This is a genomic window from Sphingopyxis sp. YR583, from assembly GCF_900108295.1.
Classification (GTDB): Bacteria; Pseudomonadota; Alphaproteobacteria; order Sphingomonadales; family Sphingomonadaceae; genus Sphingopyxis.
Map to the genome: position 1 here is coordinate 335,134 of NZ_FNWK01000003.1, position 15,113 is coordinate 350,246.

Annotated in this window: 14 protein-coding genes; 5 read left to right on the forward strand and 9 right to left on the reverse strand. The window is 64.7% G+C overall.

What is annotated here, in order from left to right:
• Positions 1–5 precede the first annotated feature (5 nt).
• Positions 6–980, reverse strand: a complete 975-nt coding sequence (locus tag BLW56_RS17105) for a diacylglycerol/lipid kinase family protein (RefSeq protein ID WP_093511963.1) — start codon at positions 978–980, stop codon at positions 6–8.
• A gap of 6 nt (positions 981–986) precedes the next feature.
• The gene (locus BLW56_RS17110) at positions 987–1,613 is read right to left on the reverse strand and encodes a DUF2141 domain-containing protein (RefSeq protein WP_371262252.1); all 627 of its coding nucleotides are present in this window, start codon (positions 1,611–1,613) and stop codon (positions 987–989) included.
• Between BLW56_RS17110 and lptF the strand changes: the two genes are divergently transcribed.
• From lptF to sppA, 5 genes are all read left to right on the forward strand, one after another.
• Positions 1,594–2,814 (forward strand): LPS export ABC transporter permease LptF, encoded by a 1,221-nt coding sequence (lptF, locus tag BLW56_RS17115; protein WP_093511965.1) that lies wholly within the window; start codon positions 1,594–1,596, stop codon positions 2,812–2,814. The genes BLW56_RS17110 and lptF overlap by 20 nt on opposite strands.
• Positions 2,815–3,915 carry an LPS export ABC transporter permease LptG gene (lptG, locus tag BLW56_RS17120; protein WP_093511967.1) on the forward strand — a complete coding sequence of 367 codons (1,101 nt, stop codon included), beginning with the start codon at positions 2,815–2,817 and terminating at the stop codon, positions 3,913–3,915. It abuts the gene before it with no gap.
• Positions 3,916–4,048: 133 nt separating this feature from the next.
• On the forward strand, positions 4,049–5,155 hold the full coding sequence (proB, locus tag BLW56_RS17125) for a glutamate 5-kinase (RefSeq protein WP_093512106.1): 1,107 nt from the start codon (positions 4,049–4,051) through the stop codon (positions 5,153–5,155).
• A gap of 14 nt (positions 5,156–5,169) precedes the next feature.
• Positions 5,170–6,066 (forward strand): NAD-dependent epimerase/dehydratase family protein, encoded by an 897-nt coding sequence (locus BLW56_RS17130; protein ID WP_093512107.1) that lies wholly within the window; start codon positions 5,170–5,172, stop codon positions 6,064–6,066.
• A gap of 78 nt (positions 6,067–6,144) precedes the next feature.
• Positions 6,145–8,127, forward strand: coding sequence for a signal peptide peptidase SppA (gene sppA, locus BLW56_RS17135; RefSeq protein WP_093511969.1), 1,983 nt, complete (start codon positions 6,145–6,147; stop codon positions 8,125–8,127).
• Positions 8,128–8,157: 30 nt separating this feature from the next.
• Here sppA and BLW56_RS17140 read toward each other — a convergent pair whose 3' ends face one another.
• From BLW56_RS17140 to BLW56_RS17170, 7 genes are all read right to left on the reverse strand, one after another.
• Entirely contained in the window at positions 8,158–9,060 is a 903-nt protein-coding gene (locus BLW56_RS17140; protein WP_093511971.1) for an alpha/beta fold hydrolase, read from the reverse strand.
• A 25-nt stretch (positions 9,061–9,085) separates the two neighbouring features.
• Positions 9,086–10,414, reverse strand: coding sequence for an oxygenase MpaB family protein (locus BLW56_RS17145; protein WP_093511973.1), 1,329 nt, complete (start codon positions 10,412–10,414; stop codon positions 9,086–9,088).
• A 48-nt stretch (positions 10,415–10,462) separates the two neighbouring features.
• Entirely contained in the window at positions 10,463–11,089 is a 627-nt protein-coding gene (locus BLW56_RS17150) for a trimeric intracellular cation channel family protein (RefSeq protein ID WP_177176005.1), read from the reverse strand.
• 7 nt (positions 11,090–11,096) lie between these two features.
• Positions 11,097–12,431: an amidohydrolase gene (locus BLW56_RS17155; protein WP_093511975.1), complete on the reverse strand. Its 1,335-nt coding sequence runs from the start codon at positions 12,429–12,431 to the stop codon at positions 11,097–11,099.
• A gap of 65 nt (positions 12,432–12,496) precedes the next feature.
• Positions 12,497–13,249, reverse strand: a complete 753-nt coding sequence (locus tag BLW56_RS17160; protein WP_218140544.1) for a hypothetical protein — start codon at positions 13,247–13,249, stop codon at positions 12,497–12,499.
• 101 nt (positions 13,250–13,350) lie between these two features.
• Positions 13,351–14,748 carry a dihydrolipoyl dehydrogenase gene (lpdA, locus tag BLW56_RS17165; RefSeq protein ID WP_093511979.1) on the reverse strand — a complete coding sequence of 466 codons (1,398 nt, stop codon included), beginning with the start codon at positions 14,746–14,748 and terminating at the stop codon, positions 13,351–13,353.
• A 48-nt stretch (positions 14,749–14,796) separates the two neighbouring features.
• Positions 14,797–15,033, reverse strand: a complete 237-nt coding sequence (locus tag BLW56_RS17170) for a hypothetical protein (RefSeq protein ID WP_093511981.1) — start codon at positions 15,031–15,033, stop codon at positions 14,797–14,799.
• Between the last annotated feature and the right edge of the window lie 80 nt (positions 15,034–15,113).

Consider the following 15,113-nt stretch of genomic DNA (forward strand, 5'->3'; position numbering starts at 1 on the left):
AGGGATCAGGCGGCGAGGCGAAGGAAGGGAACCGGCTGCGTCGAGGTCAGGATAATCGGCGCACCATTTTTTGCCTGGAAGATTTCGCCGTCGAGAATGACGTTCGAGCGCTCGCCCTCGATGCGGATTTCGTCGCCCTGCTGGAAATGCACGCCGTCGAGCTGCTTTTGCCCCAACGTCCCGCGCCAGGTCGCACCGAGCATACGGAACAGCGCGCCGACATTGCTGTCGGTCGCGAGCAATTTCATATTGCCGTTCGTGCCATAGGCTTCGCTGGTGCGAATGCTGAGCAGCAATTTCTCCAGCGTCGTGACGATCAGCAGCGAGAATTTGCCCTTGAATTCGCCCTGACGGATCAGCGAGACGGTCATCGGTTGGGGCTTCGGCGGCAGACGCCCGCCGCCGATACCGAAAATGATCGCGAACAGCCCGAGGATCGCCGCAAGGAAATGGGACAATCCATTGGGCAAGCCAAGCGGATAGATGCGATTGCGGCAATAGAGCATCACATCGGCCAGATAGGCGCCGCCAAGGAACATGCCGAGCACCGGCCGCTCTTCGCCGCCGCTGTCGAGCGCGATCAACTGACGTTCGATCACATGATCCTCAAGCCGGCCGCTTTCGACCAGTTCGACGACACGCTGCAGCGCCTTGATCGGATCCCCCTCGGCACCGAGGTCGAGCGCGATCAGATTGGTCTTTCCGTTCGGCAGCACCGCGACCGGCGGCGGCGAACCGCCGAAATGGTCGCCCGAATAGATTTCGGTCAGCGCGGCCTGCACCGTACCGTCGCCGCCATTGATGACGACGACGCGCGGCCCGACCATTGCCATCGTGCGAATGGCCTTTTCGATCTGGTCGACGTCCTCGACCTCATAATGAAAAATATCGGGGTGCGCCGCGCAATATTCGCGAACCTGCGGCAACAACGAGCGATTGCCCGTCGAGCGTGGATTCGAAAGGAGCGCGACGCTAGCCATTGCCGATCACATATATTTCATCGAAATGGAGATCGTCTTGGGCGAGTCTCCGACCGAAAATGCCGTCTTCCTGTAACTCGGCTTGCCGAGGTTGAAGACGTTGATGCTGGGATTGTTCGACATCCCGCCGCCGTCCGACCTGAGATCGGTCTTGCCATTCCCATTGACGTCGTGACGCACCGCGATGCCATAAACACCAGCTTCGGGCAGCGGCACGCAGACAGTCATCGTCCCGGCACGCGCGGGCACTTCGACGCGGGCCAGCCAGCGTCCCTTTGCCAGCCACTCGTCCGCCGTTCCGCGATAGCTTTGCACGCGGATCTTGCCGGTCGACGCCTTGACACCGCTGATCTGAATCAGCGTCGACGGACCGTTTCTGCACTTCGACAGATCGTTCGAGATGACCCGGCCTTCGGCCTGCGCCGTGACGGCAAATGCCAGCACGGAAACAGCAAGCAAAGCGGATACAAATTTCGACATGACCTCAAAACCTCCAGAGGCTATAGCCATCTCCGCGAGCGCAAAAACGCGCGCCGACATGGGTCCCTGTCGCCCTTGAATCGGCATATCGGAAACAACTGCGGCCAAATCATGGTGATGGGGCGACGAAAGATTGAATAAGCTGCCTGCCATCGACCGCTATATCGCGCGGCTCATTTTTTTCCCGATGCTCGGCACGCTCGTCCTGTCGGCGATGCTGCTCGTGCTCGAAAAAATGCTCCGACTGTTCGATTTCGTCGCCACCGAGGGCGGCCCGGTCAGCGTCGTGTGGCGGATGCTGGCGAACCTGATTCCAGAATATCTTTCGCTTGGCATTCCGATCGGGCTGATGCTCGGGATTCTCCTTGCTTTCCGGCGGCTTGCGACATCGAGCGAGCTCGATGTATTGAAGGGCGTGGGGATGAGTTTCGGGCGGCTGATGCGCGTTCCCTTCGCCTATGCAATCGCCCTCGCCGCGCTCAATCTTGCGATCGTCGGCTTTATCCAGCCCGTCGCGCGCTATGCCTATGAAGGGTTGCAGTTCGAACTTCGTTCGGGCGCGCTCGGCGCGTCGATCAAGGTCGGCGAATTCACCAAATTGGGCGACCGCATGACGCTACGGATCGAGGAAAGCTACAATGACGGGCGGTCCTTGCGCGGCATTTTCGTGCGCGGCGAGCAGAAAGATGGCCAGCGCGTCTCCGCGACCGCGGCGCGCGGGCAGTTCCTGGCCACCGATGATCCGAACACGATCATCCTCCGCCTGTCGCAGGGCGTGCTGATTCACGAATCGCCCAAATTTGCCGTGCCGCGCGTGCTGACCTTCGACAACCACGACCTGCCGATCCCGCTGCCCAAGATCGAGGCGTTCCGCCTGCGCGGCGGCGCCGACCGCGAAATGACGATCCCCGAACTGTTCGTCGCGGGCAAGGACAAGAGCCAGTCGGTGCAGACAAGGCTCGAATCGCGTGCCAATTTCCACTTCCGCATCGTCGAAGTGATGTCGATGTTCCTGATCCCGCTGATCGCGATCGCGCTCGCCATCCCGCCCAAGAGATCGACCTCGTCGCTCGGCGTCTTCCTGTCGATCGTGCTGTTGGTGACCCAGCACAAGATCAACCAATATGCCGAAGACATGGGCGCGCGCGGGGTGGTCGACCCGCTGATCGCGCTGTGGGTGCCCTATCTGCTGTTCGCGGCGCTCGCGATCTGGATGTATTATGTCGTCGCGCATGTCCCCGGCGGCCAGCCGATCGGCGCGCTCGAACGCGTCGCGGCGAAGGCAGGGCAGAAGATTCGCGCGATGCTCACAATGTTCCAGCGCAAACAACGGCCGGCGGAGAGTGTGAACTAAATGCATCAGCTCCACTTTTTTCCGTCGCGCACCATGGCGCTCTACGTCGGCCGCCTCTTTCTCATCCGCTCCTTCTCGATCCTTTTCGCGCTGGTTCTGATCCTGCAGACGCTCGACCTGCTCGGCGAGAGCGGCAAGATACTTGCCGTCGCGGGCAATAGCGATTCGGACGTGTGGCGCTATGTCGGCATGCGGATGCCGCAGATCATCGAGACTTTTCTGCCCTTTTCGGTCCTGCTCGGCACGATCCTGACGATGGTCACGCTCAATCAGAACAGCGAGGTGATCGCGATGAAGGCGTCGGGCATGTCGGCGCATCAGGTTCTCGCGCCCCTGTTTCTTGCCGCTCTGCTCGTTGCCGGGATCAGCTTTGCCTTCAACGAGCGCATCGTCACGCGGTCGACCGCGGCGCTCAGCGCCTGGCAAAAGGTCGAGTATAAAAAGGTACCGAAGGACAGCGGCATACGCACGAATATCTGGGTTCGCGACGGCGACGACCTGATCAATGCGACGACCGTCGACACCAGCGGCCCGACGATCGTCCTTGGCTATGTGACGATCTATGAGCGCACCGGCGGCGTGCTGTCGTCGATGCTGTCTGCCGACAGCGCACGCGCCGTGGCCGGCGGCGGCTGGGAATTGACCAACGCGCGGCGCTTTATCCGCCGGTCGGGCACGCTCGAACAATTGGGGACGATCGTCGCGGCCAAGAATGTGCGCCCCGACCAGTTCACACTGGCGCAGGTCGATGGCGACGAATTGCCTTTCATGAAGCTCAAGTCGGCGATTGCCGATCTCGAGGCCGCGGGCCGCCCTGTCGATGCGTTGAAAGGCGTGCTCTGGCACAAGATCTCTGGACCGTTGTCCGCGATATTGATGCCGCTGCTCGGCGCCGTCGCGGCGTTCGGCCTTGCCCGGTCGGGCAAGTTGTTCATCCGCGCCATCATCGGCATGGGACTTGGCTTCGCCTATTTCGTCGCAGACAATTTCGCGCTCGCGATGGGCGATCTGGGCGCCTATTCGCCGTTCCTCGCGGCATGGGGCCCTTTTATCCTCTTCGCGCTGATCGGCGAGATGATCCTGATCCGCACCGAAGAATAGGGTCGCGTTTCGAGCGGCAGCAGCCCTCCGCCCCCAAAACGGGTGTTGCCTTTCACGGAATAAAGTTGCGCACGCGGGCCTTGCCGGGACATTCGCATTGGCGGCACGCGCGCATCGCGCTATCGGCGGCGCCATGAGCCTGTTTCCACCCGCATCCTGCCCCCGGCTGATCGTGAAAATCGGATCGGCGCTGCTCGTCGATCCCAATGGCGCAGTCAGGCGCGACTGGCTGGTCGGCATCGCCGCCGACATCGCCGAACGCGCGCGCGCGGGCCAGCAGGTCGCGGTGGTGTCTTCAGGTGCGATCGCGCTTGGCGCACGGCGGCTGGGGCTTGCCAAGGGCGGGCGCGGAACGCTGGAGGATGCGCAGGCAGCCGCCGCGACCGGGCAGATCGCATTGTCACAGGTCTGGGCAGAGGTGCTCGGAGCCGAAGGGCTGACCGCGGCGCAGATGCTCGTAACGCTCGACGACCTCGAGCATCGCCGCCGCTATCTTAACGCCGCCGCGACGCTCGACCGGCTGCTCAGCCTTGGCGTCGTGCCGATCATCAACGAGAATGACAGCGTCGCGACCGAGGAAATCCGTTTTGGCGACAATGACCGGCTTGCTGCACGCGTTGCGCAGGCCGCCGCAGCGGGCGGTGTGATCCTGCTGTCCGACATCGACGGCCTGTACGACCGCAATCCGGCGCAGGATGGCGCGGTTCATATCGCACATATCGAGCGCATCGACGCTGCGATCGAGGCGATGGCCGACACCGGCTCCGCATCGGGCATGGGATCGGGCGGAATGGTTTCGAAGATCGCGGCGGCGCGCATCGCCAATGCCGCAGGCGCGCATCTGGCGATTGCCTCGGGCCGCATCGAACGGCCGCTATCGACCGAAGCACGTCACAGCCTGTTCGTCGCCGACAAAGGTGCGAGCGCGCGCAAGGCATGGCTCGCAGGCGGCCTCACCGCCAAGGGGCGGGTCGAGATCGACGCGGGCGCGGCCAAGGCGTTGCAGGGCGGCGCGAGCCTGCTCGCGGCAGGCGTGACCGCCGTCAGCGGCAGCTTTGCACGCGGCGACATCCTCGACATCGCGGGCCCCGACGGGCGCGTCATCGCGCGCGGACTGTCCGAATATCCGGGTGCCGACGCCGCCAACATCGTCGGCCTCGGCCGCGATGCGCAGGAAGCCGCGCTCGGCTATGCGCCGCGCAGTGCGATGGTCCACCGCGACCATATGGTTCTTCTGTGACACGCGTGCTCGCGATGACCGGCGCGACCGGTTTCGTGGGCGGCGCAACGATGCGCGACGCCGTCGCGGCGGGCTGGCACGTCCGCGCCCTCACCCGCCGGCCGCAGCCCGAACGCGAAGGCGTGACGTGGATCGCGGGCGCGCTCGATCAGACCGACAGTCTGGCCGAGATGGCGGCGGGCGCCGACGTCGTCATGCACATCGCGGGGGTGGTAAACGTCCCCACACGTGCGGCTTTTGAAACAGGCAATGCGACCGCCACCGCCAACGTCGTCGATGCCGCACGCGGCGCCGGTGTCACACGCTTCGTCCATGTGTCGTCGCTCGCGGCGCGCGAACCGGGCATCTCCAACTACGGCTGGTCGAAGGAACGCGCCGAAGCCGTCGTCATGGCGAGCGGACTCGACTGGACGATCGTCCGCCCGCCCGCGGTCTTCGGCCCCGGCGACACCGAAATGCTCGACCTGTTCCGCATGGCGCGCCGTGGCATCGCGTTGGTGCCAAACGGGCGCATGTCAGCGATCTTTGTCGACGAGCTCGCGCGGCTGCTCGTGACGCTCGCCGCCGACCGCGACGCCAGCATCGGACAGATTTACGAGCCCGACGACGGCAAGCCCACCGGCTGGTCGCACCGCAGCTTCGCCCGCGCGGTCGCCCGCGCCGTCGGGCGCCAGCGGCTGTCGACGGTGGCGACCCCCGCGCTGCTGCTCAGGGCCGGCGGGCGGCTCGACAAACTCATCCGCCGCAGCCGCGCCAAGCTGACCCCCGACCGCGCGCGCTATATCGCGCATCCCGACTGGGTAGCGACCGAAGGCGCCGGGCCGCCCGCCGATCTGTGGCGCCCCGAGCGCGATACCGACGAGGCGCTTGCGGAAACCGTGCGCTGGTATCGCCAGCAAGGCTGGCTCTGACGTCACCGGTACGGCGTCGCCGTTCGCCCGTCGAAGCGTGCATTGCCAAGGGCGAGGCGTGTCCCTAGGTTCGCCGACATGACCGATAGCACCGCGAACACGCCCAACGATCCCGCCGGCCCCTGGGCCATCCCCGTCCGCCGGCCGCTGCCCGGCGAAGATGCGCCGAAGTCGAAAACCAGCTTCCCGCGCAAGGTGTGGAACTTGCTCGTCGGAATCAAGGACGCGCTCGCGCTGATCTTTCTGCTGCTCTTCTTCGTCGCGCTGTTCGGCCTGCTCGCCGGGCGTCCCAATGCCGGTTTGCCGGTCAGCCAGGGTGCGCTGCTGATCGAGCTCGACGGTATCGTCAGCGAGCAGCCCGCCGACGTCGATCCGTTCGCGGCGCTGTCGGGCGGCGCGCAGCTTAAGGAAATCCGCGTCCGCGACGTCGTCCACGCGCTGGAAGTCGCCGCCGACGACAAGCGCGTGACCTCGGTCGTCCTCGATCTCGACCGCTTCCTCGGCGGCGGACAGGTCTCGCTCGCCGAGATCGGCGCCGCGGTCGACAAGGTGCGCGCGAAGAAAAAGCCCGTGCTGGCCTTCGCGACCGCCTATACGACCGACAGCTATCAGGTCGCGTCGCACGCGAGCGAAATCTGGGCCGACACAATCGGCGGCGTCGCGATCGCGGGCCCCGGCGGATCGCGCCTCTATTACAAGGGACTGATGGACCGGCTGGGCATCACCGCGCATATCTACCGTGTCGGCACCTTCAAAAGTGCGGTCGAGCCTTATCTGCGTAGCGACCAGTCGCCCGAGGCGAAGGAAGCCGACCTCGCCTATGCCGGCGTCCTCTGGGAAAACTGGCTGAGCGACGTCAAGAAGGCACGCCCGGCGGCCAAGGTCGACGCCTTTATCGCCGACACCGCGGGCGCGGTGAAGGCGGCGGGCAACGATCTGTCGAAGGCGTCGGTCGACGCCGGCCTGATCGACAAGACCGGTAGCCGCATGGCGTTCAGCCGCCGCGTTGCGGAGATCAGCGGCGCGGCGGACGACAGCAAGCCATGGGAATATAATGCGATCCCGCTCGAAAATTGGGTCGCGGCCAATCCCCCTGCAACGAAGGGCAGCGCGATCGCGGTCGTTCCCGTCGTCGGCGAGATCGTCGATGGCGAAGCGCCGAACGGCGTAGCGGGCGGTACAACCGTCGCGCAGCATATCCTCGACGCCGCGGCCGACAGCAGCATCAAGGCCATCGTCCTCCGTGTCGATTCGCCCGGTGGATCGGTGCTGGCATCGGAGGAAATCCGTCAGGCGCTGCTCGCCGCGAAAGCGAAGAAGCTTCCGATCATCGTGTCGATGGCGAATGTCGCTGCGTCCGGCGGCTATTGGGTTTCAACCCCCGCCGACCGCATCTTCGCCGAGCCCGAGACGATCACCGGATCGATCGGCGTGTTCGGTATTCTGCCGAGCTTCGATCAGGCGCTTGCCAAGATCGGTGTCAACGCCGACGGTATCGCGACCACGCCGCTGTCGGGCCAGCCCGACGTGTTCGGCGGGGTGAACGACGAGTTCAACGCGCTGGCGCAGGCAAGCGTCGAGGATATTTATGGCCGCTTCACCGGACTGGTCGCCAAGAGCCGCAAGCAGCCGATCGAGAAGGTCCGCACCATCGCCGAAGGGCGCGTGTGGGCGGGCGGCACGGCGCGCCAGATCGGCCTAGTCGATCAGTTCGGCGGCCTGCCCGACGCGCTGAAGGCCGCGGCGAAGCTCGCCAAGGTCGACGGCGATTTCCACGCCAAATATTTCGAGGACGAGCCGAGCGAATTTTCAAAGATGCTTGCAAGCTGGTCGGGCGCCGAGGAAGAAACGGCGGCGCTGCCGCGCGGCTGGTTCGGCATCGCGGCGATGAACCGCCAGCTCACCGAACGGCGGCTGGTACAGGACCTGACGATGCTGACGCAGGCGGGGTCGGTGCAGGCGTCATGCCTCGATTGCCGCGCCTATCTGCCCGCAGTGCCGCGACCGGGACAAGTCGAAGCGAAAGGGTTCTTCGCGACGATGGCGTTGCTGCTGAAATAACGATGCCCTTCCCGCAAGCGAGATGAAGATTCAGGCCGTAACGGCAACCTGATTGGCGTGCTCCGCAATCGCGTCGGCCATCGTGTCGACGAGCCCGAGCGGCAGGTCGTGGCCCATGCCCGGGATCGTCAGCAACCGCGCCCCCGCGATGTTCTCCGCCGTGTCGCGACCGCCGGGGAGCGGCACGAGCGGATCGTCCTCGCCATGGATGACGAGCGTCGGTGCCTTGATATCCTTCAGGATCGGCCGCCGGTCGCCGTCGGCGACGATCGCGGCCATCTGGCGCGCAACGCCCTGCGGATACCAGCCGCGTTCGAAGTCGGTGCGGACGCGGCGCTGGAGCCGCTCCTCGGTCGACGGATAGCCGGGGCTGCCAATCACGCGCGCCGCGTTGACCGAGTAAGCTATCAGCGCTTCCTTATCCCCGCTCATCGGACGATTGGCGAGCACCCGCATCGCTTCTTTCTGCGCACGCGGCAGGCGGCGGTTGCCGGTAGTCGACATGACCGAAGTCAGCGACAGCACACGATCCGGATAGCGCGCCGCGATATGCTGCGAAATCATCCCGCCCATCGATACGCCGACGACATGCGCGCGGTCGATACCCAGGTGGTCGAGCAGGCCGATGCCGTCGGCGGCCATATCGGCGAGCGTATAGGCGGAACGCACTGGCAAGCCGATCACCGATTTGACGATCATCCACTTCACATTGGGAATGCCCGCCGCTTCGAAGCGCGTCGACAGGCCGACGTCGCGATTGTCATAACGGATGGTGCGAAAACCGCGTTCGTTCAGCGCATCGACGAACTCGTCGGGCCACAGCGTCAATTGCCCGCCCAGCCCCATGACCAGCAGGATCACCGGCGCGTCTTTTGGCCCCTTGTCCTCATAGGTGATGCTGATGCCGTTTACGGTCGCCTGTTCGGTCTGCATGGAAATCCCTTGGCTGAAAAGCTGTTCAACCCGCGGTGGCGGGTTTGTAATTCGCGGCGTTCGATGTGAATTCGGCGCGGCCGTAACCGTCCAGCTGGCGCTCGATGCGGCGCACGAGGCGGCGGTCGGCAATGTGGCGGATCAGCGGCAGGCGCGAGGCGACACGATAGGCCGCCATGCGCCCTGCGATGCCGAGCATCGTTGCGCCGTAGATGAGGTGATCGCGGCGCCGGACGGGCACGCCGACATTTGCCGCGCGTTCCTCATCACCGGCCAGGAAGGCCTTCACAAAGAAGACGCGGCTGACCGAATATTCAAGGCGGCGCTTGACCTGCCCCTTCGGCGACATGTCCTTCGACAATTCGGCGTCCATCGTCGCACGGAGCAAGCCGCCGCAGACCACATCGTCATATTCGTAGCGCAAGGTCGCACTGCGCGTGCGCCAGATGCGGACGATTTCCTGCGGTGTATCGGCGAGCAGATCCTCGGGCAGTCCGAGCAGATAGCAACGATAACGCGCGAGCTCGACGCGCGCGCGCTCGAGCCGGGTGAAGCTGGTACGGCCCTTCGCCAGCACCTCCTGCGACATGAAATAGACCGGGATGAGCCCCGCCGGCATCTGGTCGAGCTGCGGGATCGGCATGCCATATGTCTCGGCATCCCACATGCCGGGGCGCGACAGCACATTGACGCGCACCATCGAGTGCATCAGCCGCACCATCGCCGCCGCCTTGAAGCCCGGCCCGTAACGGTCGAGTGCGCCCGGCAGGGCAGTCGTGGCGAAGAAGGTCGCGGTTTCCTTGACGCGCCGCGCTGCGGTTGCCTGACCTAGCGTTCCCGTGAGCGCCATCGGCAACGCCGAATATTTGTTGAGGAAGGTCGCGATGAACGCGCCGCGGATCAGGAAGGGAGACAGGTTCGCGGTGGCGTTGCGTTCATAAGCTGCGCCCTCCTCGACCAGTTGCATGTCGAGCCATTCGGGCTTCTGCTCCATTTCACGGATGAGCGCCACGAGCTCGGGCGGCGCGTCTTCGACGGACTCGATACCCTTGTCACACGCGTCCACCAGCATCGCTACGGTGCGCTGAAAGCCGTAGCGCGGCATCAGTGCGGCATAGGCGTCGCCCGCGCTGTCGCCGAGCATCGTATATTCGCGGATGCGGCCGAGCAGTTCGGGATCGTCCAGATAGTCGGCGCGATCGATGCTGCGGACGCGACTGAGCTCGCTCACCGCATCGGCCTCGGGCGCCCAGCGCTCGGGCGCCTTGTCGAAATCGAAACGGCCGAACAGCTCGGGCAGGGCATCCGCCTGACCCCGCACCCGGCGTGCGATAGTGCTGACATCAGTGTTCATAGTGCGAAACTGCCACAGTTTCGCAATTTGGCAAGCCTGTCGCTTGTTCTAGGCTTTGGGCCCGCGATAGGCTGGAAGTGCGAGCGACCAGTGGATCGCCGCGCCGCGCAGGATAAAGCCAGCAACCGCGCCAGCAACCGCCGCTATTGGCGTCCCCGTGCCGAGCCACTGCAGCAGCAGAAACAGTCCTGACGCCAGCGCGGCTGCGGTTACATAAACTTCGGGCCGCATGATGATCGACGGTACGCCGGCCAGAATATCGCGGATCGTTCCCCCGACGCAGCCGGTGATCACCCCCATCATCAGCGCGGGCACGGGCGGGACACCCCATGCGAGCGCCTTCGCCGTCCCGAACACGGCATAAGCCGCGAGGCCCACGGCGTCGGCCCATTCGAGCAATTGTCCCTGCCACCAGCGTTCGGGGGTGAGCCAGACGATCAGCGCGATCGCGATGCACACCGCGGCGATCGCGCCGTCCTGCACCCAGAACACCGGCGCGCCGATCAGCAGGTCGCGTACGCTGCCGCCGCCGACGCCCGTCACCAGCGCGAAGAAAGCCGCGGTGACGAGCGTCTGGCGCAGCCGCACCGCCATCAACGCGCCCGACAGCGCAAAGACGCCGATCCCGACAAGGTCGAGCAGCCGGACGATCAGCGCATTGTCGATATCGAACATCGGCGGGTTATTTCGCTGCTGGGCGCACACCGCCGACGATCGACAGGACGATCGCGGTCACCGCATTGCGGATCGCGGGCTCGGCTTTCGGAGCGAAGAAGGGTGAATGGTTCGTCGGCGCGGGTTCGCCCTTTGCCTTGAGGTCGGCGAGCACCGCCGGATCATAGCCGCCGATGCCGAAAAAAAGCGACGGTACCCCCGCGTCGACGAATTCGGAATAATCCTCGCTCCCCGACATCGGCGCCGCACTCGCTGGCGCAAAGACGAGGCTCTTGCCGAACACCGGCGTCAGCGCTGCCACCGCGGCCTTCGCCATCGGTTCATCGTTGGTCAGGACGCCGGTGCCGCCGAGATAGCGGATCGTCGGCTCAGGCGCCTTGCCCATCGTCGCCGCCGATTTTGCGACGCGCGCGGTGCCGTCCTGAAGCAACTTGCGCACCTCGGGCGACTGCGACCGCAGATTGACCTTTACCTCGGCGCTGTCGGGGATGATGTTCGGCGCGCTACCCGCATTGATCGCACCGATCGTCAGCACACCAAAGGCGGCGGGATCCTTTTCGCGGCTGATCACCACCTGCGTGTCGGTGACGAAGCGCGCGGCGATCGGGATCGGGTCGATCGTCGCGGCGGGCATCGAACCATGTCCGCCTCGGCCATGGAAGGTGATCGAATAGCTGTCCGACGCCGACGATCCTGCCCCCGCCTTGATCGCGACGACGCCGGCGGGAAGGTTCGACACATGCGCGGCGAAACCGAAATCGGGTTTCGGGAAACGCGTCAACAACCCGTCGTCGAGCATCGCGCGCGCGCCGAGCAGCGGCTCCTCGGCGGGTTGGCCGATCAGCACGACGGTGCCCGACCAGCTATCGCGCATCGCGGAGAGCGCCTGCGCGACACCGACCAGATAGGCGACATGCGTGTCGTGTCCGCAGGCGTGCATGACGGGCACATCCTTGCCCTCATAGGTCGCGCGCGCCTTGCTCGACCAGGCAAGGCCGGTCTTTTCCTCCATCGGCAGCGCGTCCATGTCGGCGCGCACGAGGATCGTCGGACCCTCGCCATTTTTCAGTACGCCGACGACGCCGGTGCCGCCGACCTTTTCGGTCACGGTGAAGCCCGCCTTGCGCAAATGCTGCGCAAGGATACCAGCGGTGCGCACTTCCTGCATCCCGAGTTCGGGGTTCTGATGCAGATCCTTGTAGAGCGCATCGAGCGCCGGGTAATTTTTGTCGAGCAGCGCGGTCAGCCGCGCGTTGGCGGCACCGAGGTCGGGTGCCGCCTGCGCGGCGGTGGAAAGAGCTACGGCCAGCGAAAACCCCGCCACGCTCAGCCAGTGCTTCATTCCCATCCCCTTCTCCCTTATTTCTCGTCAAATATGGACGACGCCCCATATACGGGCGAGCGCTATCACCCAGCCTTCGACGGCACAATGGACGCACGCAAAACAGCAAGCGCGAGCGCATAGCCGAGGATCGACGACGCGCCGTAGCCGCTGAGCGGTACGGGATAGGGGCCGATTATCGAAGCAAGCGTAAAGCCCGCCATGACGCCTGCAAGCGATCGGGCCGCACGGGCGTTTCGGGGTTGCACGAACAGGGGAGCGACGCAGGCGAAGATGAGCGTGGTACCGATCAGCAGGGCCAGCATCGCACTGGTCGCAAAGGCATCAGGGACCACTCGCTCGACAAAAGGCACGGGATCGAGCGGATCGGGCCGGAGCGATGTTATCGCGACTGCCGCTATGGAAGCCGCCGCGCCGATCGCCGTGACCCCATGCTCGCCCCGACCGACACGGGAGAATAAAAAGGCCGCAGCCAACGCAAGCGCGGCGCCGAGGTCGGGCTGGATCGCGAAAATAGCGCCCAGCGCCGTCACGATTCCGATTTGCCCCGCACCGGAAAGGCGCGGGAGCAGGACCATGATCGCCGGCAGAAGAAGCATGGCCGCATGCAGGCGTATCGGGCCGATGGGAAGCCAGCGCCGCACCCCTTCGAGATCGAAACCGCTCAATAGCGTCGTGGCAATTCCTGCGACACCGATCCCAACCAGTCCCGTCACTACGCGTCCGGCAAGGCTGCGCATCGGGACCGAGACGATGACGAGGCCCAAAAGAAGCGACAGGCCGTTCAGCACGACATAGGTGAGCGGCGCGCCGCCCACCCAAAAATGCAGCATGCCGCTCGCCGTCGCCGCAACAAGCGCCGCCACAGCAAGCCAAGGCACGCGTCGTTCCATCCCCGCCCCCTTGGGAAATGACGTCGTCAGATGTGGATCGGCTTGCCCGTCACCGCCATCGCGGCTTCCTTGATCGCTTCGCTGTGCGTCGGATGTGCGTGGCAGGTGTAAGCGATATCTTCGGACGTCGCGCCGAATTCCATCGCCTGCGCTGCCTGCGCAATCATCGTGCCCGCAACGCTGGCGATGCACCAGACGCCGAGGACGCGGTCGCTCTTGGCATCGGCGATCACTTTCACAAAACCATCGGGCTCGTGGTTGGTCTTGGCGCGGCTGTTCCCGAGCATCGGGAATTTGCCGACCTTGACCTCGCCCTTTTCCTTCGCCTGCTCTTCGGTCAGGCCGACGCCGGCGATTTCGGGCCAAGTGTAGACGACCGACGGGATGACGTCGTGGTTCACGATACCGGTGAGACCCGCGATATTCTCTGCGCAGGCGATGCCTTCGTCCTCGGCCTTGTGCGCGAGCATCGGACCGGGAATGACGTCGCCGATCGCCCAGATGCCGGGAACCTGCGTCGAGAAATCATGGTCGGTTTCGATCTGGCCGCGCTGGTTGACCGCGAGGCCCGCCTTGTCGAGCCCGAGGCCGTCGGTGTTCGGACGGCGCCCGATCGAGACGAGCACGACATCGGCTTCGAGCGTTTCGGCCTCGCCGCCGGCGGCGGGCTCGAGCGTCAGCACGGCCTTCTTGCCCTTGACCTCGGCCTTGGTAACCTTGGTCTTGAGCTTGAATTCCATGCCCTGCTTCTTGAGGATCTTGTTCGCTTCCTTACGAACGTCGCCGTCCATGCCCGGCAGGATCTGATCGAGGAACTCGACGACGGTGACCTTTGCGCCGAGGCGGCGCCACACGCTGCCGAGTTCGAGCCCGATCACGCCGCCGCCGATGACGACCATATGGCCCGGCACCTTCGCGAGTTCGAGCGCGCCGGTCGAATCGACGATGATCTGCTTGTCGTTATCGACCGCGACGCCCGGAAGCGGAGTCACCGACGATCCGGTGGCGATGATGATATTCTTGGCGCGATAGGTCTTTCCGGCAACCTCGACGCTGTCCTTCGAGGTGAACTGCGCATAGCCCTTGAGCCAGTCGACCTTGTTCTTCTTGAACAGATATTCGATGCCGCCGGTCAGGCCCTTCACCGCGTCGATGCGCTGGCCGTGCATCGTCGGCAGATCGAGTTCAGGCTTCACCTTGATGCCCATCTTCGCCATCGAACCATTGGCGGCTGCGTCGAAATATTCCGAAGCGTGGAGCATCGCCTTCGACGGGATACAGCCGACGTTGAGACAGGTGCCGCCGAGCGTCTCGCGCCCTTCGGCGCACGCGGTCTTGAGGCCGAGCTGCGCCGCGCGGATCGCCGCGACATAGCCGCCGGGGCCCGAACCGATGACAAGGACGTCGTAGTCGTAATCAGCCATGTTCAATCTACCTCAATTTTCTGCCTCGGCGCCGGAGAGCGACTCCGCTCAAATCGGCAGCCCGGATTTCGCGGCGCATGATTTCATAACCGGGGTCGCCATTTCGGGCGACAGGCCGATCAGTTCCGATGCGCTATATTTCTTGATCAATTCGTCGGCCGTACATTTGCACACCTTGGCGGCAACGTCTGCCGGCGCTCCGCTACCCTCGGCCGCCGTGCGGCACGATTCGCCGAAGCTTTCGACGAAACTGGTTTTGAGACCGTCCTCGAAACCCTTCTGCATGCGGCTCTCGCCCTCGCTGCAACCCGCAAGGGCGGCAGCGACGGCGAAGGCCAGAATTGCACGGGGAGAAGAGGCCGTCA